This window comes from Candidatus Zixiibacteriota bacterium (assembly GCA_035380245.1).
Lineage (GTDB): Bacteria > Zixibacteria > MSB-5A5 > GN15 > FEB-12 > DAOSXA01.
This window is the reverse complement of sequence record DAOSXA010000001.1, coordinates 97,026-118,256: the sequence shown is the minus strand read 5'-3', so window position 1 is coordinate 118,256 and position 21,231 is coordinate 97,026. Positions and strand designations below refer to the sequence as shown.

Here is a 21,231-nt window from a genome sequence, read left to right as displayed (position 1 = left end):
CCGAGAACAAGAAGCTTCGTGTAGCTATTGAATACTGCGTTGAGTGAAATTACATGCCCAAAGCCGCCAGGTTGGCGGCAGCGTTCGAACGAGCATTTGGAATTAAATCCGAATACATCAAAGGCGGCGGGGGGATTCTTCAAATAACTCTGGACGGGGAGATAATCTATTCCAACAAGATCGCTAAGTACGGTCCGGAGCCGACCGACGATCAGGCAATAGCGATTTTGGCCGAGGCGACCGGTCTCAAGCCGCGCGACAGCTCTGCGCCGGGCGATGAGGAAGGTGAGGTTCCGGCCTGTCGTTTGCCGCGTAAGAAGTAGCAGGGCAAGTTTTCCCTATACCTGCCATCGCGGATGTTTGTCGAAACTTCTTCTCGTTCCGTCGCTTTGTTCAAGCATAGGTCCGTCATCGAACCTGTGCTTGCAGAATTAACCTAGAAGGCGAAGCCCAACACGAACTCCCATTGGTGCATCTTGAGTTCGATCTCCTGCTGATCCTCAACTTCCATCGTATTAGGACCGGTGACGGAGTTGGAGAGGGCGTGAGTTATAGCCAGACTGACTTCACGTCCCTTACAGAGTTTGCGGGTAAGGCCGAAGGTGAGGTGTTGCTCGATGACGCCGGGAGCGAGGATGTTGAACATCATTTCGCTTTCCGGGATCGGCTGCTCACCGTAGGAATAGCCGAAGCGCAAGGGCATATCGGCGAGGCCTTCCCAGGAAAGACCGAATTTGAAAATGGTCATGTCTTCCCAGCCGAAGCCGGCGCCGTCGTCGTCGCCGAGAAGAATACCCTGGTAAAACGCCGAAGGAACCATCGGATTACCAACCGCGTTGACGTCGGAGTACATAATGGTCTGGACATCGGCGGCCAGCGTGAGATATTTGGAAGCGTCGTACGAAATACCGACGGTCCAGTTGGCGGGGACATCGAAATCACCCTGTTCGGCAAACAGACCGGCGTATTCGTTGAACTCGCTCATCCTAATTTTGGTTTGGTAGCTTGCTCCGATGCGAAAACGACCTCCGAATGTTCCGAGATAACCGAACCGAGCTCCGAAGCCGCTGCTGTTATTGGTGTCTTTGTTGGTCAACTTGGGTGGGTTGGAGGAGAAGTATTCGAACGCACTGAGGCCTTCGGCCTTGAACGTTTGGTAACCGAAAATGCCGGTCACGCCGAGGCTGTGATTCTTGTTCAGATAGCGGGAGACGGTAGCGGCAATGAAGAGCTGCATGAGGTTGACACCGGTGTTGCCGCTGCCGAGGTGGTACGTAGACGTCGGGTAGTTGGTGTTCATGCCGCCGTTGCCGTAGATGGAGAGACCGATGGCGCATTTGTCGTTGATCATGCGGTTCATACCGAAAGCCGGGATGACGAACGCCTTGGAGCCGGATTCGACCGTACCCGGGGTGAGGCCGAAGGTCCCTTCGTTGCCGGAGGGATTGCCGGTGATAGTGTATTCGCGGACCGGATTGAAAAGACCGACGACGAGATCAAAGCGGTTTCCCATGTAAACCATGCCGGCCGGATTGGAGGCTGCGGCCAGAGCGCTCTGCGGATAGGCGACGCCCGCACCCGCCATCCCTTTGGACTGGACACTGTAGCCGTGGCTGAAATAGCCGTTGGTGGCCTGAACCTCGGCGTTGAATAAGAGACCGGCCAGGATGACCAACAGCATTGTCAGAGTGGTTTTATAAGTAGATCGTTTCAACTTATTATCTCCTCAGGATATTCTCATTCTTGTCCGTTACATTCTCGGTTCCTGCAAGTCCTTTACGGTGGCGTCATCGTAGCCGAGGGCTTTGAAATCCATGACGCCGTTCTGAGAATGGCAGTTGTTGCAGGTAAGGGCGCCTTCACGACGGATCGCATGGCTGATCTCAAGAGAGGCATCCTGCGGAATCCAACGCGGCTCGACCTTGCGGTTGTGAGCGGCATCGTCGTAGGCGCAGCCGTTCCAGTCATCGGCATCCATGAAGGCCATGAACTTGCGCATCATGTAGACCTTGAACATCCAGCCGTACATTTTCTTCATCATCGGATGGGCCATCTCGACCATGGCGGCCGAGTCGGGATTGCCGGTGACGTAGTAGGTGGGCAGATTGTAAGGCAGATACATGCCGCCGAACGGGGTGATGTTCTGCAGGTCGATGTGCTGGCGGCCGTTGAAAACCTTCATCGGATATATCTTGCTCGGGCGGCCCTTTTGGGCGATCGGTCGCATGGTCTCTTCGTACCAGGCGTCGTAATCGAAATCCTTGAATTCAGGCCAGACGTGGGTAGGATTATAAAATTGGTAGAGATTGAGCCCGTTGGGATTGTCGCCGATCGGATTACCGAGGAAGGTTCCGTCGCCGTTCCACCAGACATAACGAATCGCCTCGCCTGGCTCAGTTTTTTTCTCGATGTCGGTGTAGACGTAGATACCGGGATGTTCCTCGAACTCCGGCGTGGCGAAATCACGCATGGTGGCGTTGTCAGGATGCAGGCTTGGGATATGGCAGGTCTGGCAGGCCATGTATTCAGTATGAGCGTTGTAGAAGTCAGCCAATTCATCGTTTCCCTGGTGCGGATCGGCATCGTGGCAGTTGGTGCAGGAAACTTCGAAATCCGGCAGGTCGTTGGCCATCATAGTCGTAGTGTGGGTGCCCTTGGCGATGTAGTGACCTTCGGTGCGATGGCAGTCGATGCAGTTAACCCCGGCAGCGGCGTGGACATCCCAATCCGGGGCGAACGGCGTACCGCGCTTGGAGCCGGGGTGAGCGATACGCGGACGTTCGTGGCCTTTGTTCATGAGGCTCTCGAAATACTCCGGATTGTTCTCGTCAACATAGATGTCTCCACCCAAATTGTGCTGATGGCAACGTAAACAGGAAGCGGAGTTGGGCCGAGTAACCGCTACCGCGGCTCGTATGGAGCGATCCTGATCCCAGTAATAGCGGCCTTTGCTGTCCGGAACCACCTGCTTGCGGTTCATGTCGTAAGCGACCGAGTGACAGATCAGGCAGTCAATAGCGTTCTTTTCATCGTTACCGGTGTGATAGCCGGGCATCATCTCACCCAATGGAGCGGTTGGTTGACCACCGATGTGACACTGGCCGCAACCCTCGGAAAGGGTGTCGCCGTTCTTGAGGACGACCGGTGCGGCCCAGGCGGTCATGGCGAACGATCCGGGTTTGGGACAGGGGCGATTAATTTTGCCCATGCGGAAGTTGTCGGCTTTCTTACCGTTAAAACCGTAAACGTTGGGATGGTGCGAGGTATAGAAGGTGTAATGAGCCGACGAGGTGACGTTGTCCATCAAATTGACGGTTTTTGTTTCGCCTGTTTTAAGATCATCATATTGGATATCCTTGTGACAGGTCAGGCAGGTCGCAGGACCTTCGTAAGAAGAGATCCCGGCTTCCTTGAACCTCTGAATGTGGGGGAAACTCTCGCCGTAGGTTTTCTTCAGTTCGGCAGCCAGTGCATCGAATTGATCCGGTGCGATAGGTTCGCTTTTGAATCTGACTTCCCCCGGACGATTTCTTGAGGGGAGCATCTTGTTGATACTGCCGGACCACATAGCGCAGCCTCCAAGGAGCAGAATAACGGCGCTGATGACTGCTATTTTCATTGAATGATTCACAAATACCTCCTAAGCCAACCCTTAATCCCGCAAACAGGATTGTGAAACACGTCACATTAGGACTGTGAAAAAGATAGTGAGTCCTAACTAACTTGTCAAGGGGGAATTATGTGAAAAGTAGGTCTCTGTGACCTTTGTTCAGGTTTCTCCCCGGGTCGTTGTTCGACCCGAGGAGTTATGGTAGCAAGATATTGTCAGACAGTAAATTATGGTTAATTGGTAGTGCACCCTACCATGACGGTGAATTCATAAGCGATTGGATTCTCATCGTCGGTGGTGTCATGGCCGGAGCCGCTGAAGGAAGCACCTGGCTCCAGAATGATAGGATACTCGCTGAATGCCTGTCCGGCGATGATCGACGGCAGCAGATAAGTGTAAGCCGGTATATCGTAGTCGGAGGTGTGATCGTCGTAAGTGCAGGTCATGGTGAACTCGGCGGAGAAGCCGATCGGTGCGATTGTTATATACAGGGTTTGTCCAACGATGTTGCCCTGGGCGTAGACGGTAAAGTCCGGAGTGCTGGAGCTGGATACTTCGCAGTGTTCGTTGCTCGAGCCCATGACGGCAATCTGGGATCCCTCACCGGTGGCGCAGGTCACGTAATCGTTCTCTTCAATCGTCAGGGGGACGAGCATGTCAACCTGATCAATGAATCCCCAGTTTTCGCAGGTGTGAGTGAAAGTGATGGTCACAGCCAGGTACCATTCTTTGCAGGCGACCACGTGGATCTGAGCGCCGCCGGTGGCGATCTGAAGGCCGCCGCGTGCCAGACAGGTTTTCGCTTCACCCTCAATTGTCACCTGGCCGGTGTCGGAGGTGGTGTAGGTGGTAGTGGCGATGCCGGTAGCGCCGGTATTGGCGTGTTCTACCGACAGGTTGCCGGGTCCGTATAGGTCGAAGTCGAAGGGGATGTTGACCATCAGTTTTTCGCCGCAAATGGAGCGGCCGGTTATTGCCGCCTGATAGGTAACGCCGCCGGTGATGTCGAACCAATCGTTATCGGTGCGAACGTCAACCTCGTCAGGAGCCTGGTTGGTCCAATAGACATCGATGGTTACCGAGACGTAGTAGCCGCTGCCAAACGCGCCGTCGGAGGATTGGTACGATTCTCGATAGTCATAATCCTCGAGATCTCCTTCGGAATATGTCCTCGGATAGCTGTTCGATGGGCTCTGGTAGACAAAGTGATATTCAATGCCGGTGACACGAGTGCAGCAGTCCACGAATTGCTTCTTCATGTCCACATGCCGCCAACCGGACATCCAGGATATCCAACTGTTGAAGGCCATCATTATAGTCATGGTGTTGACGGGACTCACGTTGTTGAAGTGACCACCCAGATCAAACCCGGTGGCTGTCGAGTACGACGAGAAATGGCGGATCGGGGCGGTGACCGAGAGGCCATCGGCGTTGACGATGGCCGTATCCTGGGTGTCTTCCCAGGCCTGGGCCGAATCGTTCCAGATCCACAGGGCCAGCGCTGTGCCCGGAGCTGTGGATTGGTTGATCGGCATAGTCATGGAGACGGGCGAGTTGAAGGTCTGTCCTTCAGGACCGAAGGTGACTGCGCCGAGTTCACCGCAGTGCGATGAGGCCATGCTGTCGGGGAGGTCCCATTGGTCTTCATGGTAGTCGACTGTTACGGTGATACTGTTGTCCAGCGCTCCGGCCGGGAAAACCAGCGTGACGCCTTCGTCGGTGACAGTGCCGCCGTCCGGGCCAACGGTCATACCGGTATTGCCGCCGCTGCCGGAATCGGTTGAAGAATCATCGCTGCTACAGCCGAGATTGAGTCCAAGGACAACGAATCCGGCTGCGAATATAGAGATCACGAAGATGTAAAACAACGTACGCATCAGACTATAATTATATCTACTCATAAGAAACCTTTCTAAACATACAGCCTCCGAACATAGTGGGTCATTGTATCAATAATATGTGGAGAATTGGTTAAAAGTCAAGACAGGTGCGGGATAACGGGAGAGAGGGGAGTATCGCAAGGCCTTCTTCGGGTGTGTCAAGAGGTAAGGAAGGACGCAGAGCGTCGGAGAAACCGGTTGTTCCGGCATTCCGCCGCAGAGCGACGGAACAAGGATATCTTAGAGGCTGAGTTCGGAGCCATTGTGGCGTGAGTGCATTAAAAAAAGCCCGGCTGGTTAGCCGGGCTTCTTCGCATTTCAGTATGACATTCGCATCTATGGACAGTTGAGAGCAGGACCTTCCTGGAACATATAAGTAACCAGGTAGACCAAATCGGAAATGTCCGGGCCGGAGCCACTGCCGTTGACGTCTGTGGCAGCCATCACCTCCGGAGCGGGACCGTCGGAGAACATGTAGGCGACCAGGTAGACCAGATCGGAAATGTCCGGACCGGAGCCGTCATTGTTAACATCACCACAGACGATGATCTGTTCGCTCGTGACTGTCAGAGTAATCGGGATGGTCCAGGGATTGTTGGCGGTGTTGGGATCATTGGAGGAAACGATCACGTTAGCGCTGTAGCTGCCGGTGTCGAGAGCGGCGGCGCTGAGCGTTAAAACCGGATAGTCGGTCAGGCCGTGTTCAATCTGCCCGGCAACTTTGTCAACGTGTAACCACTGGCTCGGTTTGGCGATCAGGACGGCGAGATTGTCGTGCAGGTAGCTGGTGGCATAAGCGATTTCGAGACCATCAGAGCCATCGTAATTCTCAATGCCGACCGTGCCGGAGTTGGCGTCGAAACCGGCGGCAATGGTCAGATATTGGAGGGTGATCGAACCGCTTTGATCCAGAATTACCTGCGCGGTGATAACATCACCAGCCGAGGCCCCGTATTCGGGATAGTCAATGAAGGAAACAACACACCGGCCACCGGTGGTATCGATCCAGATTTCGGCGTCGGTGTTGTCGCCGTCGGTCGGGTCGAGATCATCCCACAGCCAGCAGATCATATTGTTGGGAGTAGCGGCGGTGGGGATTGTCGTTTTGTAGCGTGTGTCGAGATCGGCGGCGGTGAATCCAATCAAGCCGTTGGAGCCGATGTAAAGCTGATTGTAGGAGCCGTCGTAGAAGGGGAAACTGAAACCGATGTCGAATGGCCCGAGATAGTTGTCGTCGTCAATGCCGGAGGTGATATTTTCACCGTAAACAGTGGCATTCACCCAGCTAAAGACAGGACCGTCGGGATCGTCCGAGTCAATCCAGAAATAACCGAACTCATCGGGACCGCCGGCGTCGTACAAAACCGGCGCGCCGATGTCGGGATAATCGACTCCCTTAATATCCTCGAAAGTACCATCGAGAGCAGGCTGTTCGTGGGTGGCCGGTTCGAGGTCGGTAACGGGATTGCCGTTGTTCAGTGTGGGCGTGAGGTCAAGCTGGATACCAAGGCTGTAGCTGGCGTCGCCGTCGCCGATGTTGCCAAGATTCAGGGTAACTTGTGTCGAGTCACCCGAGATAAGATTCTCCGTAACGGTAGTCGGCGTAATGTCGATTACCGGGGCAAAATCGACGCGGATATCATCGACGAACCAGTCATCGCAACCGACACAATCACCCTCGGAACGGAAACGGATCTGGAAATCGGTATCGTAGGCAGAGGAGGGAATCTCGATAGTGTTGTACTCGAAAGCGGTCATGCGAGAACCGTCGCCGGAATGATTGGCGACTTCGATCCAGGTTCCGATCTGATCCTTGATGTCGACCGAGAGGTCATCACCGGCGGAGGGCATGGAACCGTTACCGCCGCGCTCGAAACCGTACGACAGGTAATAGCCGGAAGTGACGGCGGATATGTCGATTGGCTGCGATACGAGGGTATCATTACCGCCGTCGAAGTTGAGAGCATAAGGTCCCGATGGAGGATCCTGCGCTTCGGTCGAGGATTCGACTCCCTGGTTGACAACCCAAAGAATTTCGTCGACGGTGGGATTCTCGACATAATCCGACCAGGGAGCTTCGGAAGTGGAACCCAGAGACATGGTGGTAAAAGTTCTGCTGTCGGTGATGGATGGATCACCGTCGGAGGTGACGGTCAATTGCGCCATGTCCTGATCGCCGTAGATGTTCGATTCGATGTCGACGGCAATCATGATGATACCGGTGTCGCCGGCAGGAATCGGACCGATTTCGGTAAGCGGCAGGCTCATGTTTTCATCGAAAACGGCGGAAGCCCAGGAATACCCGCTGAGATCAAGGTCGTAGGTGTCTTCGTAAAGGCCGGTGTTGGTGATGGCCACCCGATACCAGACTGTGATAAGGTAAAGGGCACTGTCGCCGAGCGCCTCCGGCATCACCGTCATTTCATAATCGATAACGCGGAAGGAATAGGTGTCGGTGGTGGCTTCGTGTCCCGACAGGTCACGGGCGTGGATGTAGTAATAGATTGAATCACCCGGTGATTGAGCGGGGATGTCGGCATAAAATTCGTCGGTAGAAGCACCCGGGATCATGGTTAGCTCTTGCCAGCCGGAACCGGCATTGTAATAGACCAGTAGAGAGTCCTCGATTAAATCTGAAGCGGATGTAATCACCGCCTCGACACGATAGGAATTCAGCGTATCCCTGGTGTCGATCAGAGGCGTATGGTCGATGGTGATGCCGGCGAAAGGATCGAGCCCATCAAGTGTAGTCGCGCCGGTGTTGTCGGGATCGAGCCAGTCGCGCAGGCGACCGGATGACGAGGAGCCGATGCTCCAGGAAAGCGAAAACTTGCCATACCAGTCGGAAGTAAGGCTGTAACAGGAAGCGTAGCCGCCGTGAAGTTGCCCGACCACGCGATGGTTCTGGTCAAAGAGGGGAGAGCCGGAAGAACCGCCCTCGGTCGTGCCGTCGTCCCATTGGATGATCCGCCAATGCGTAGTGCCGGAGGTTTCGAGATAGTCGGCCGAGGTCGCGGCATCGTAATCGAACGAGATTTTTTTGATGTCACCGGAGGGATGATGGATGGCTACGGAACTGGTCGGGGCCGTGTTGATGTTGGACCAGCCGTTGTAGTACGGATCGTAGTTGTCGGGAACCGACTGGCTCAACTGGACGAGGCCGAAATCAGCCGTGGAATTACTGGCCCGGAGAGTTGAACCCGAAATGGTGTAACCGGTGGGGCCGTCCTGGTTGGTGCAGGTGGGGCTCTCGTATTTGAACATGAACAACCACGTGCTTTCGGAGCCGAGGCAATGGTTGGCGGTCAGGAAATACGGGGTTTGATCCTGGCGAACGTTGTTGACGAGAGAGCCGGAGCACCAGCGATAACCGCCGGAGAGAAGCACCATCGCGACACCGCGCTTTTCGTTTTGCCAGTCGTCTCCTACGGAACAGTTGATATTGTTGTTACAATATCCTGATTCGCCGTAGTCCTTCTCGGCATGAGTGCCGCCGTAGTTGAAAATATCGCGGTAGGCGTGAACAATGCGGGAGATGCTGACCTCACCTTGGCCTAAAACCTCAACCGGTTCATAATACTCGACAATGGTCACATCCCCTTTGACCGGCGCCGTCGAGAATTCTCCATGACTCTTATTGTTAAGTTCGGTAAAGGCTCCGATGATCATGCTTTGGTCTTCGCTATAGACCCACATCCGGGCTCCTTTGGGCATGACGAAGCGATCATAAAGCAGATTTATGGAATAAGCTCCCGGTGCGGAGATTCTGAGACGCCAAACGCGGCTGCCGTCTTCCAGCTCATCCCAGCGGCCGGAGTTGGACAGGTTGTACTTGACGTCGAAAGGATAGCCGAAACGATAGGGAAGACCATCGGCTGCTTCAAGGGAGTCTTCAACCAGAAGAGTCGGCAGATTGATGCTCTCCATCGTTCTTGTGGGAATATCTTTTGGCAGCGATTTGAGAATGCTAACCGGTGTTCCTCCCTGACTGATCTGGGCCGCGGCAGGCACGGCTAAAACAGTCAGCAATAGCAGTCCTATGCTTGCATTGCGTAGCTTGTGCATGTTAACCTCTCTGAATAGCGGAAACGAAATACGTATACTTACGATATCGACTGTATCCCTGTATTATTCGACCTCAGAAGTATTCCGGACAGCAGCGTCCTAATGGAGGTCACTTTTATAAAATCCATAACATACTCAATATACGCGGCCTCTAAGTTTATTGCAGCAAGAATAACCACGGGTATCCCGTTTATCGGCACCCCGGTGTTTGCATATAGATGCGGAATATATCAGGCTCTTGCCGAATGAAAGATGGATTTATCGGAAAAAACAAGCGGAGAAGGATTAACCTTCTCCGCTTCGGATAGGAAAGCCGGTTTTGAACCGGGTAGAAAGGGCCTGATTACAGGCAATCCGCCGGAGCCGGGCCGCCGGAGAACATGTAAGTGACGAGGTAAACCAGGTCGGAGATGTCCGGACCGGCGCCGGAGCCGTTAATATCGGCTTCTTCTATGCAGTCAGGAGCCGGACCGCCGGAGAACATGTAGGTGACGAGGTAAACCAGGTCGGAAATGTCCGGACCGGCGCCGGAGTGGTTGATATCGCCAACGATCTGGCAGCAACCACCACCGTTGAACGGATTGTCGCCGAGGAAATCACCACAGGAGAGGAACGACCAACCGGCCGCCCAACACTCATCCATGGAGACGTTGGGATCGAACGCACCGGCGTAGTCGACTTGCTCGAAATCCTTGTAGTTCGAATAATCGATACAGCCGCTCGGATCGGTGATCTCCGGATGGTAGCCGATGAAGTTATCGGTATTGAACGGATTGGTCCATGACCACGGAGCGGAGCCGTCGTTGAGGAACAGCGAGTCGAAGTTGGTCGCGCGCGGGTCGAGGGAATTATCGTTCGTACGAGTGCCGGAGTTGTTGATAACGTCGATAGTGGACAGGTAGTTATGGTTGTCGTAGGCGCCGGAGAACGGGCTGGCGCTGCCGGCGTTCCAGTAGTTGCTCGGATCGAAGTTGTGGAAGAGAATCGAATCCACGGCATTGACGTTATGAGAAATGTCCAGCGACGAGTTGCCGTTGCCGAAGCCGTACCAGATGTTGTTGTACATCTTCAAATTGCCGTTCTTGAGATTGTCAAGAGTGCTGCCGGCGGCATTGTCTTCAACGTTCAGACCGTAGGTGCCGTGTTCGGTGAAGATGGAGTTATAGTAAGCGCCTGACATATTCTCACGCAGTTCGAAACAACGCTGGGTGCCGGTCTGCTCGGCGCCGCGACCGATGTAGGTAGCGTTGGAAACAACGGCGCTGGTGTGCGGGCAGGTGGAAAGTTCGCTGCCGTAGGTGCCGTCGTGCTCACCGCCGCGATCACCGACTTCGTGATCGTGAATGGCGAACCAGAACTGGCCGGTACCGCGGAAGCCCTCGTCCCAGTCGAAACAGTCGTCACCGACGAACGCTGCGATCAGGTGGTCGGGACTGACGGTGCCGCCGAACCATTCATAGCCGTCGTCGAGGTTCATGAAAACTTCGACATGGCTGATTTTGGTGCCGGAACCGACTGCGCCCATGGTAAGGCCGTTGATCTCGTTGGCTTCGCCAATCTCGGAACCGCCGTGACGGATGGAGACATAGCGCAGCACACCGGAGTTGTCTTCATCGTCGGTGCCGCCGTAAGCGCCGCGGGCTTCGGTCTCAGGGATACCTTCGATCTGGCCTTCACGGATGACCTGAGGTACGGCTGTCAAATCGGTGCCCGGCAGAACGGCGTAACCGAGGAGGATAACGCCGCCCCAGAGACCGCGACCGAGGTCACTGAACGGAATGTCATTTGGATCGTCGACGATATCATCGATCGAAGTGAAGATGATCGGGCAACATTCATCGCCGATGGCAAGAATACGACCGCCGCGAGCGACGATCAGAGCCGTGGCGTTTTCAGCCTGGCCGGGATTACCCTTAACGATGGTGCCCGGCTCGATCATCAGAGTGTCGCCATCCTCGACATACACGAAACCATCCAGGTTCCAAACGATGTCCGAGGAGAAGTAGGTGAAGCCGTCGATGTCGGCATCGGTAACGACCACTTCCGGCTTGGCGCCGTCGAAATCAGTAGCGCAGTCGCAGTCGGCGGTCTGAGCCGAGAACAGATATCCGTACTGATCGAGAGCCGTCCACTGGTGAGCCCAGGTCTCGGATGCGTTGGGGTCAAACGCACCGGCATAGTCGACTTCTTCGAAGTCTTTGTAGTTCGAATAGTCGATGCAACCGCTCGGGTCGGTGACTTCCGGATGGTAACCGACGTAATTGTCGGCGTCGAACGGATTGGTCCAGGACCAGGCATCCGTACCGTCGTTGTAGAACCAGGAAGCGTCGTTGTCCGCACGCGGGTCGAGGGAACCGTCGTTGGTCCGAGACCCGGTTGCAGCGACGACGTCGGTGGTTGACAGATAGTTATGATTGTCGTGAGCACCGGAAAACGGGCTGACGCCGCCGGCGTTCCAATAGTTGCTCGGATCGTAGCTGTGGAAGACGATCGAGTCAACGGAGTTAACACTGTGGGCAATATCCAGCGACGTGTTGCCGTTGCCGAAACCGTACCAGATGTTATTGTACAGCTTGAGATTGCCGTTCTTCAAATTATCCAGGGTGCTGCCGGCGGCATTGTCCTCAACGTTCAGGCCGTAGGTGCCGTGATCGGTGAAGATGGAGTTGTAGTAAGCGCCGGACATATTCTCACGCAGTTCGAAGCAACGCTGGGTGCCGGTTTGCGCGGCGCCGCGACCGATGTAGGTGGCGTTGGAGACTACACCGCTGGTGTGCGGGCAGGTGGAAAGCTCACTGCCGTAGGTGCCGTCGTGCTCACCACCGCGGTCGCCGACATCGGAGCCATGGATGGCGAACCAGAACTGGCCGGTACCGCGGAAACCTTCGTCCCAGTCGAAGCAGTCGTCGCCGACGAAAGCGGCAACGAGGTGATCGCAGGAAACGGTACCGCCGAACCATTCGTAGCCGTCGTCGAGGTTAAAGAACACTTCGATGTGGCTGATGGTGGTTCCGGAACCGACCGCACCCATGGTAAGGCCGTTGATCTCGTTGGCTTCGCCGATCTCGGAACCGCCGTGACGGATGGAGACATAGCGAAGAACGCCGGAGTTATCTTCATCATCGGTGCCGCCGTAAGCGCCGCGAACTTCCGTCTCCGGGATACCTTCGATCTGACCTTCGCGAATGACCTGTGGATTGGCGCTGAGATCAGTGCCCGGGAGGATGGCCCGACCGAGAATGATCAGACCGCCCCAAAGGCCGCGACCGAGGTCGTTGAGCGGGATGTCGTCGAATTCATCGACATCGTCATCGATCGAGGTGAAGATAATCGGGTTGCATTCGGTTCCCTCGGCGTAGATACGACCGCCGCGAGCGACGATCAGAGCCGTGGCGTTTTCAGCCTGACCGGGATTACCTTTGATAACGGTACCCGGCTCGATAATCAGGATTTCGCCGTCTTCAACGTAGCAGAAACCGGATAAGTTGTAGACAGTGTCGGCCGACCAGTAGTTATAATGAATAATATCGGCATCGGTGATAACCTTCACCGGTTTGCCGTCATCCGTGGTACCGAACGCCATGACCGGCAGGACGAGAACCATCAGAATCATGAGCATTTTCTTAAACACTTTGTTTTCCTCCTTTAACTGCCGCAACCGTCCGGAGGGCAGCCAAGATACTTACTTCAACTTCTTGCATCGGAATTGTTTTACTTCGTGGATTACATAAGAAAGCGATCTTCCTCTGACTTCGTCCTTTCTTTCGATTAACGGTTTGCTCTTGTTGTTGTCATCGTCGAGGTGTTGGTCAGGGCCGTCTTCAAGTTGGCTCTCGCAGTCGGCGCTAACTCTATTTACACGCGCTCTGTTTTTGTTTCCATGTAACTCGATACAAAAGTCGTTTTGTCCAGTATCCTGGCGGGAGGGTTCGCATCGGTTTACCAGATATCGTAGGCTATGCCGACCGAGTAAGTTACGCCGCGGCTGTAGCGTTTATAGATAGCATCGCTGCCATCCGGGCGGGTGCCGTCGTACTTGAACAGAACGTCTTCATCCAGCACGTTTTTGGCGGCCAGCTTAAGCCTGGTACCGCTCATGAGTCGCTGCGTAAAGAGCAGGTCGAGCTGGGTGCGGGCTTCTTCGTAAACGTCCGGAGTCGGCGGATCGGAGTTAACCGCGAGGCGACGTCCGAACACGTTGTAGTATATCGATGCGGACGTCCCCGTCCGCAGGTTGTCATAGCCGAGATCCCAGTTGACCACGTAAGGGGACTGGGACGGCATCGGTCGTTCATGCTCGTTGAAGCTGCCGGCCGAACCGGAGATTTCTGAGGCGGCGACATCGATCTTCGAACTTACGAGAGTGAGATTGCCGCCGAAGATGAAATTAGCCAGGCCGCTGTAAATCCAGTCGAGGTGACGGCGGAATTCGAATTCGAGGCCGTATACGGTACCGTGGTCGACGTTAAAAACCTGGATGTTGCCGTTGTTGCCTACGAAAGCCCGTACGATGGGATGGCTGAACGCCTTGTAGAAACCGCTGATAGCGATCACTTCACCCGGCCGAATAAACCATTCCAAACGAGCGTCGTAGTTGTCGATGCGGGTATGGACCAGGGTGTCGTTGCCCATGAAGAGCGCTCCGGTTCCGAACTCCTCGGTATGGGAGGGAGTCAATTCACGCATAGTCGGGCGGGCCAGGGTTTTACCGTAGGACAAACGCATGTTGGCGTTATTGCTCAGGTGATAGATCAGATTGAGCGAGGGAAGCCAATCGGCGTCGTCAATTCGTCCCTCGTTTTTGGTCGTATCGTGAACGGCGCCCCACATATCGGTGGTTTCGTATCGTACGCCCCCGACGAAGTCGAGATCCTTTATGTACGGCACCGGTGCTTCGATCATGCCGTAACCGGCCGCAATCTTCTGGTAACCATCGTATTGGTTGATGTCCTGAGTGCGTTCCTCGATGTAATTCTCGAGGGTGATATAAACGCGACCTGAGCGAGTGGTGTCGATGGATTCGATGCCGAGCGTGTTTGTGTACGTATCTATGTTGCCGTCGTAATCGTTATAGCGGACGTATTCGAAACGGCGATCGCGGTAAGTGCGGTTCTTTTCGAGGTAAGATGCGCCCGTTTTGAACTTCATCGTGTGTGACAAAGGCAGCTCGAAATCGACGGCGTAACTGTCGTTCGATTCATTAAGATCTCGCCAGGAACGAGAGGGGGAATCAGTCGATGTCGAGTTGATGATATACATGTAATCATCTTCGCTCAGATATGCTTTGATATCCCCGAAGTAGCGTACATCGGGTTCGTTTTGTTCGGTGCGCGAAATGCTGAGCTCCCAGTTGGTTCGGAGTTGCCCGAGCAGGTCGTTCATGAACGGAGCTCCGAGGTGTTCACCGGAGATCTGGAAAGATTTGAGTAGTTGCTCCGAGTATTCAAGCCAGCGGTAGCGCAAGGAGTCATATTGGGACTCGTTGTAATGGTAAGGATAGCGACCGACGAGATATTCGTTCCGGGTTTCGCCGTGACGAGTGTACATGAAGGTCGTTTTGAATTTGTGGTTCTCATGCGGGCGGTAGGTCAATTCAGCCAACCCGCCCCAGAGTACCTCATCGGTTCCGACGAAGTACTTCATGTCGTTATCCTGTGTGACGGCATCAGCGCCTTCGTACAATCCGGTGATGCCATCGCTGATAGAGCTGTACTTACGGTTGTAGCTGAGACTGGCCAGTACGCCCAGGGGATTGTCCCAAAGGGAGTACTGGTTCCCGAACGAGAGTGCATAACTCTGATTGACGGGAGCTTTGGTTTCATGCGGTTGCATTTCAGTCGTGAAAGCGCGACTCGAATTAACGATATAGTTGGCCAGCGTCGTGATGGAGTCATAGCTGGCGGAACTCGTATCGCCAAGAATGCGACCACGCAAATCCTGAGAGGATTCCTGAAGCTCCGGATTATCTTCAACGATCTGAGGCAGGTCGCGCATACCGTCGTCGATACCAAGCCAGTCGGTGCTGGAATGATTCTGGACGAGAAGACCGTCCTTGAGGGTGGTGTTGCTGTTAAAACCGGTTGAGACCGAGAATTTGAGGGTGCGCTGGTCGGGGTAATCCTTGGTAGCCAGGTTGGTGCTGCCGCCGGCGAAGTTACCGGGTTTGTCTGGTGTGAAGGTCTTTTCGACTACTATATTATCGAGCAATCCGGCCGGGATGAGATCCATCGGCACGGATTGCTTGTCGGGGTCGGGACTGGGCAGCGGGCGGCCATTCAGGTGGGTTGTTGAATAGCGATCGCCAAGGCCGCGAACGTAAACGAACTTTCCGTCGACGACGGATGCGCCCGTTACCTTGCTCATAGCTTCCGCGGCGTGCCCGCTGCCCGATCGGGAGATGTCTTCGGAGCTGATAGCATCGGAAACCGTGGTCGATTTCTGACGCTGTTTCAGCAGAGAGGCCTCGGTGTTATGTACCGCCCGGGCCGTGACTTTTATCCCCTCGGTTTGCAGATATACTTTTTTCAATGAGACGTCGATATCGACCGGCTGATCCGGGACGACCTTAACGTCGATAATTTCCGTGCTTTCATAGCCGACACTGGAGATGCGGAGGTTATAGATTCCCTCCGGGATATGCTTGACCCAGAAGTTGCCGTCGAGGTCGGCTTTGGCGCCCATGGTGGTGCCGATCAGCATCAGGGTGGCGCCGATAACCGGTTCACCGGTTTCGGCATCGCTGATGGTGCCGTTGATCTTGCCGGTGGCGATTTCGGCGGCAAGAGCGGTTGCCGACAGAAGCAGCAACGTAACGACGAGCATGACTAACAAGCTTGGATACGGTTTTCCGTATCCTGGTTTAGACTTCCGTGTCTCGAAAGACGAGTTGTTTGGGGTTGGCATTTGTCAAGATCTCCCTTGATAGTCCCAAAATTGTTCTGTTCCACCTTAAATCAGAGTCAACGCCTTCTTGGCATGCGCTGACTACGGCGACAAAGAAGTCGTTCGAGTGTTAGAGTAGTATTAGGGTAAGTTTAGCAGTTGGTTAGAAATGAAGCCGGTCATGGGACGCGACGGCCCACGACGGTCTGATTGCCCATGTGAATCAGGCAGGTGTCGATGTTGCCTGATTCATTACGATTGAATACGATAGAGAATCCGCCGGTGCGGTGGAAAAATTCCAGGTCGGAGCGCGGAACAAGCTCGATCCGTTCGAAATTCCCGACCGAAGCGAAAAGGTGACAGTCTTCCAGAGTAATCGTGATGTACAGACTCGAATCGGCCGGAACCATTTCGGAACGAATACGATAAGTCCCGACCACAGCTCCGTGAACGGCGGGATCGACAGGTTGTGCTCGAAACATCTCAAGGAGTCTGAATGCCTCCTCAGTTTCGATCTTGAAAGCTTTAATCGTGATACCCTCGTCCCAGAGATGGTACCCGACCGGTTCGTTGAAAGCATCCCGGAAGAAAGTAAGAGAGACGGTGTTGTCGGTAAGAAGGAAAAAGCTGTCTGTGGCGACGGGGAGGAGGCGGTCGCGTTCGTGTTCCGGTAGCTGAATGAACAGGCTGTCGCCGTCGGCGGCAATGACATGTTCCGGGCCGTTGTTGGGCTGATAGACACCGTCGTATTGGCTGAAGTCGAGATTGTCGAGATTGATCGGTTGATGTTTTTCCGGCCAGACGTAAGGACGGTCGAAAAGGCAGATCGAAGCCAGGCCGCGCGCCATTTTTTTGACCGGGGCTTCATCCTCGTTGCTGAAGATGATAACCAGCAATTTATCCTCGGGCCAGCGTTCGACGGTGGTGTTGAAGCCGTCGAGAAATCCGCCGTGGAAATAGTGGGGGCGACCGTAGACGGAATCGATGTACCAGCCATAGCCGTATCCGAAGCCATGGTCGGTGAACATCATGCGCATAGAGGACCGGCTGAGGACGCACCCTTCGTCGAGACACCGGTTCCAGCGAAACATGTCGCCTACCGTGGAATAGAGCGCCCCGGCGGTGTGAAGTACCGAATAGCTAATCGGTACGGCGGCGATCGGTTGGTTGTTTTCATCAACGGTGTAACCGTCGGCTCGTTGAGGCAGACCGGCCTCGCGGCGACCGTAACCGCTGGAATTCATGCCGCACGGTTTGAAGAGCTCATGATGAAGGAATGCCTCATACGATTGCCCGGAAACACGCTCGATTATTTCTCCGAGAACGATATAGCCGGAGTTGGAATAGGCGAAACGAGAGCCGGGTTCGAATTCAAGCGGGAGGCTTTTAAACAGATTCATGATCTCCGGGGGACTTAACTCGTGAGTGCGACCGAATTGAAGCTGAGGCAGAGCGGTGTAATTGGGGATGCCGGAAGTGTGGGTCAGAAGCTGGCTGACGGTTACGGTGCTGCCGGCGGGCTGGGGGTAGTCCGGAATAAAGTCGTCAATAGTCCGGTTAAGATCAAGTTTACCCATGTCGTGTAGCTTGAGGATGGCGGCGGCCGTAAACTGCTTGGTTATGGAGCCGATGATGAACTTCGTGGCGGTGTCGTTGGGGAGATTGAACTGCTCGTTGGCCGGGCCGTAGGCGTGACTTATAATGACGTCCCCGCCGCAAGCCACAAGAGCAGCGCCGCGAAAGTTCCAGGCTTCTACGGCAGCTTCAAGGTAACGGTCAAGCTCTTCCTGCGGCCGGGTGCGAGCTGTTGCCGTCGAGATCATAAGAAATAAAGAGAGGAAAGCAGCTATCAGCTTTTCCATAAGCTGATCCGGTCGGGCTAGCGTACGCCGACTGATTCGCGACAACGGTAGCCGAAGCCGCGTACGGTTTCGATATAATCGGCGCACCCCCCGAGTTTTTTACGCAGGCCGACAATCTGAACATCGACGGACCTGTCGGTTACGACCGCCTCACCGCCGCTGACGGCATCTACGATTTCGTAACGGGAATAAACCACTCCGGGTTTGCCCGCGAGCAGGAGCAGGATACGGAATTCGGTTGGTGTAAGGGTCAGGGATTGGTCATCGAGTTTGACCGAATGACGCCGGGGATCAATCTGCAATCGACCGTAACTGACAGGAGTATTACGGTCGGCGCCGGAGGTCTCCTCTCCGGCCAGGCGCAAGCGCGCCCTGATGCGGGCGCCGAGAACACGGGGAGAAAATGGTTTGGTGATATAGTCGTCGGCTCCTATTTCCAGCCCCGTGACGATATCGTTTTCTTCAGTGCGGGCGGTTAACATAATCACCTGGGGGCCGGTTTTGTCTTTGTCGGATTTGAGCTTGCGACAAACCTCGAAGCCGTCCTGGCCGGGGAGCATGATATCCAGCAGAACTAAATCGGGGGAAAAATGATCAGCCAGATCAAGACCCTGCTCGCCGGAAATAGCCACCTCGACGTCATAACCCTCGCGTTGCAGGTTGTATTTTATCAGTGAGCCCAGATCGGGGTCGTCCTCAATTACCAGTATTTTGGCATCTGCCATTTGCGTACCGCTCTGCTTAACCGGTTAACGATCGTTTCAATCCTTAAAATGTATCTCTCGATTCAAGACTTGTTAGGGTCATGTTAAGAATAGATTAAGAATTTGGTGCTGAAAGGCACGTTCTCTGATGTGAAGATCCTGACGAAAGCCTCACAGACGCCTGTCGTTGTCGGTTAAGTGCATGTATTATAAGGATATATGTGGTTCTATTCCAAGGTTAAGTGAAAAGTAGGAATTAAACTGTCTTGTTTTTGGGGAAGATTGAAACTTGACAGGCGAACATCGGGGGATATCTTGTATAAAATTATTACGTATAGAAATGATTCGTTCGGGAAATATATGTAACATAAAGATAAACAATAAGATGCAAGACAAAGAAGAAATTATTTCTCCCGACCCGTTTTTCGAAAGCTGCGGGATGCGGGTTCTTACAGCGCTTCGTCGTATTATTCGAGCGGTCGATCTGCACTCACGACGATTGTACGCGGAACATCAGGTTACAACACCACAGATGATCTGTCTTTATTCATTGGTGCGTGCCGGTAGAACCACTCAATCGAAGTTGGCTGCCGAGGTCAACCTTAGCATGAGTACGATTAATGGAATTATCGACCGGCTGGAAACCCGAAAACTGGTAAAGCGCCGCCGGGATAATTCGGACCGTCGGCGTGTCTGGCTGGAAGTAACCGAATCGGGTCGCAAGTTAGCGGAGTCGGCTCCTATTCTTTTACAGGATCGTTTGTCGAATGCTTTACGCCGTCTTCCGGTTCTGGAGCAGGCGGCGATCGCGCTTTCGCTCGAACGGGTAGTAGCGCTTATCAGGGCTGAGGGAATTGATGCTTCTCCCAACCTGGTGCCGGACGGCCAGTTGACGGAACGTGGCGAGGAGGCGAGCCCATGACCCTGTCGTCAAATCAGAAAAACATCATTCAAGCTATTGACGAAGAGGCCAAAACCTCCAACTGGCGAGACTGGCAATGGCAGGTCCGGAATACGGTTCGCGATCTTGATACGTTCGAGCGAATTCTCGACGTAAGGCTCGGATCGGAGCAACGTGAGAGTTTCGAGCGAACGATTGAAAAATTCCCCATGGCGGTTGTGCCTTACTACTTATCTTTGATCGATCAAAACAATCTCGAAAACGATCCTATCTTTCGTCAGGCATTTCCTCAGCCGCAGGAGTTGATCCTGACCGAGGCGGATATGGCCGATCCGTTACACGAGGATGCCGACAGCCCCGTTCCCGGTCTAACTCATCGCTATCCTGACCGAGTGTTGTTCCTGGTGAGTAATATGTGTGCTATGTATTGCCGCCATTGTACGCGGAAGCGACGCGTGGGAGACCGTGACTACATCCCGGTAAAGGAACAACTACAACAAGGTATCGATTACATTCGCGATAATCCCGTAGTCCGGGATGTGCTTCTAAGCGGCGGTGATCCGCTGATGCTTTCGGACGATCGTCTGGACTGGCTTCTGACCGAATTGAGATCGATCGACCATGTTGAAATTATTCGTATTGGGACACGTACTCCCGTGGTATTGCCTTATCGTATTACCGATAGCCTGGTCAAGGTACTTAAGAAGCATCATCCGTTATGGATCAACACCCATTTCAATCATCCGCGCGAGATCACCGACTCCGCTCGTGAGGCATTGGCGCGACTGGCCGATGCCGGATTGCCTTTGGGGAATCAGTCGGTTTTGCTGGCCGGAGTGAATGATTGTCCCCGGATCATGAAGGCTCTGGTTCACAAACTGGTGGCCAATAGGGTGCGTCCTTATTACCTGTACCAATGCGATTTAGCTGAAGGTTTGTCGCATTTCCGAACACCGGTGGGGAAAGGTATCGAGATACTGGAGAGCCTTATCGGTCATACCAGCGGTCTTTGTGTCCCGACCTATGTGATCGATGCTCCCGGCGGCGGCGGTAAGATTCCGGTGATGCCTCAGTATTTGATTTCATGGTCTACCAATAAGGTGGTGCTGCGTAACTATGAGGGGGTGATTACCACTTACAAGGAGCCGGATTCCTACGAACCGATTTTCTGCGACCGACATTGCGACAGATGTGACCTGGAGTTGAATCTCGATGACGCCCAGGAGATCGATCCGTTGGGAATCGAGAAGTTGTTGTCTGACGATGACTCCATCGCACTTGTTCCATCCGATAACGAGCGATACAGACGCCGGGATGACTGACGCCG

11 protein-coding genes are annotated in these 21,231 nt (G+C 54.2%); 3 read left to right on the top strand and 8 right to left on the bottom strand.

Annotated elements, in window-relative coordinates; translation table 11 throughout:
* Window positions 1-53 precede the first annotated feature (53 nt).
* Window positions 54-323 (top strand): hypothetical protein, encoded by a 270-nt coding sequence (locus tag PLF13_00415; protein HOP05729.1) that lies wholly within the window; start codon window positions 54-56, stop codon window positions 321-323.
* A 113-nt stretch (window positions 324-436) separates the two neighbouring features.
* Here the strand turns inward: PLF13_00415 and PLF13_00410 are convergent, their stop codons facing one another.
* The 8 genes from PLF13_00410 to PLF13_00375 all read right to left on the bottom strand — a co-directional run bounded on the left by PLF13_00410 (window position 437) and on the right by PLF13_00375 (window position 19,024).
* Window positions 437-1,714: an outer membrane protein transport protein gene (locus tag PLF13_00410; GenBank protein ID HOP05728.1), complete on the bottom strand. Its 1,278-nt coding sequence runs from the start codon at window positions 1,712-1,714 to the stop codon at window positions 437-439.
* A 36-nt stretch (window positions 1,715-1,750) separates the two neighbouring features.
* Window positions 1,751-3,631, bottom strand: coding sequence for a hypothetical protein (locus PLF13_00405; GenBank protein HOP05727.1), 1,881 nt, complete (start codon window positions 3,629-3,631; stop codon window positions 1,751-1,753).
* A 212-nt stretch (window positions 3,632-3,843) separates the two neighbouring features.
* Window positions 3,844-5,511 carry a hypothetical protein gene (locus PLF13_00400; protein HOP05726.1) on the bottom strand — a complete coding sequence of 556 codons (1,668 nt, stop codon included), beginning with the start codon at window positions 5,509-5,511 and terminating at the stop codon, window positions 3,844-3,846.
* 315 nt (window positions 5,512-5,826) lie between these two features.
* Entirely contained in the window at window positions 5,827-9,555 is a 3,729-nt protein-coding gene (locus PLF13_00395) for a trypsin-like peptidase domain-containing protein (protein ID HOP05725.1), read from the bottom strand.
* Window positions 9,556-9,898: 343 nt separating this feature from the next.
* Window positions 9,899-13,186, bottom strand: coding sequence for a hypothetical protein (locus tag PLF13_00390; GenBank protein HOP05724.1), 3,288 nt, complete (start codon window positions 13,184-13,186; stop codon window positions 9,899-9,901).
* A 308-nt stretch (window positions 13,187-13,494) separates the two neighbouring features.
* A complete protein-coding gene (locus PLF13_00385) occupies window positions 13,495-16,377 on the bottom strand; it encodes a TonB-dependent receptor (GenBank protein HOP05723.1) in 2,883 nt (960 codons plus the stop codon).
* Between the two features lie 239 nt (window positions 16,378-16,616).
* Complete coding sequence (locus tag PLF13_00380; protein ID HOP05722.1) at window positions 16,617-18,299, bottom strand: serine hydrolase domain-containing protein; 1,683 nt, start codon at window positions 18,297-18,299, stop codon at window positions 16,617-16,619.
* A gap of 17 nt (window positions 18,300-18,316) precedes the next feature.
* On the bottom strand, window positions 18,317-19,024 hold the full coding sequence (locus PLF13_00375) for a response regulator transcription factor (protein HOP05721.1): 708 nt from the start codon (window positions 19,022-19,024) through the stop codon (window positions 18,317-18,319).
* A 364-nt stretch (window positions 19,025-19,388) separates the two neighbouring features.
* Between PLF13_00375 and PLF13_00370 the strand changes: the two genes are divergently transcribed.
* The gene (locus tag PLF13_00370) at window positions 19,389-19,925 is read left to right on the top strand and encodes a MarR family transcriptional regulator (protein ID HOP05720.1); all 537 of its coding nucleotides are present in this window, start codon (window positions 19,389-19,391) and stop codon (window positions 19,923-19,925) included.
* Complete coding sequence (gene ablA, locus PLF13_00365) at window positions 19,922-21,226, top strand: lysine 2,3-aminomutase (GenBank protein HOP05719.1); 1,305 nt, start codon at window positions 19,922-19,924, stop codon at window positions 21,224-21,226. The genes PLF13_00370 and ablA overlap by 4 nt, the downstream gene beginning before the upstream one ends.
* The last annotated feature ends 5 nt before the right edge of the window (window positions 21,227-21,231 follow it).

What these genes read in the sequence shown, in the direction of transcription:
- PLF13_00415 (HOP05729.1), top strand. Translation starts at nt 54, where the DNA reads ATGCCCAAAGCCGCCAGGTTGGCGGCAGCGTTCGAACGAGCATTTGGA.
- PLF13_00400 (HOP05726.1), bottom strand. Translation starts at nt 5,511, where the DNA reads ATGAGTAGATATAATTATAGTCTGATGCGTACGTTGTTTTACATCTTC.
- PLF13_00395 (HOP05725.1), bottom strand. Translation starts at nt 9,555, where the DNA reads ATGCACAAGCTACGCAATGCAAGCATAGGACTGCTATTGCTGACTGTT.
- PLF13_00385 (HOP05723.1), bottom strand. Translation starts at nt 16,377, where the DNA reads ATGCTCGTCGTTACGTTGCTGCTTCTGTCGGCAACCGCTCTTGCCGCC.
- PLF13_00380 (HOP05722.1), bottom strand. Translation starts at nt 18,299, where the DNA reads ATGGAAAAGCTGATAGCTGCTTTCCTCTCTTTATTTCTTATGATCTCG.
- PLF13_00375 (HOP05721.1), bottom strand. Translation starts at nt 19,024, where the DNA reads ATGGCAGATGCCAAAATACTGGTAATTGAGGACGACCCCGATCTGGGC.
- PLF13_00370 (HOP05720.1), top strand. Translation starts at nt 19,389, where the DNA reads ATGCAAGACAAAGAAGAAATTATTTCTCCCGACCCGTTTTTCGAAAGC.
- ablA (HOP05719.1), top strand. Translation starts at nt 19,922, where the DNA reads ATGACCCTGTCGTCAAATCAGAAAAACATCATTCAAGCTATTGACGAA.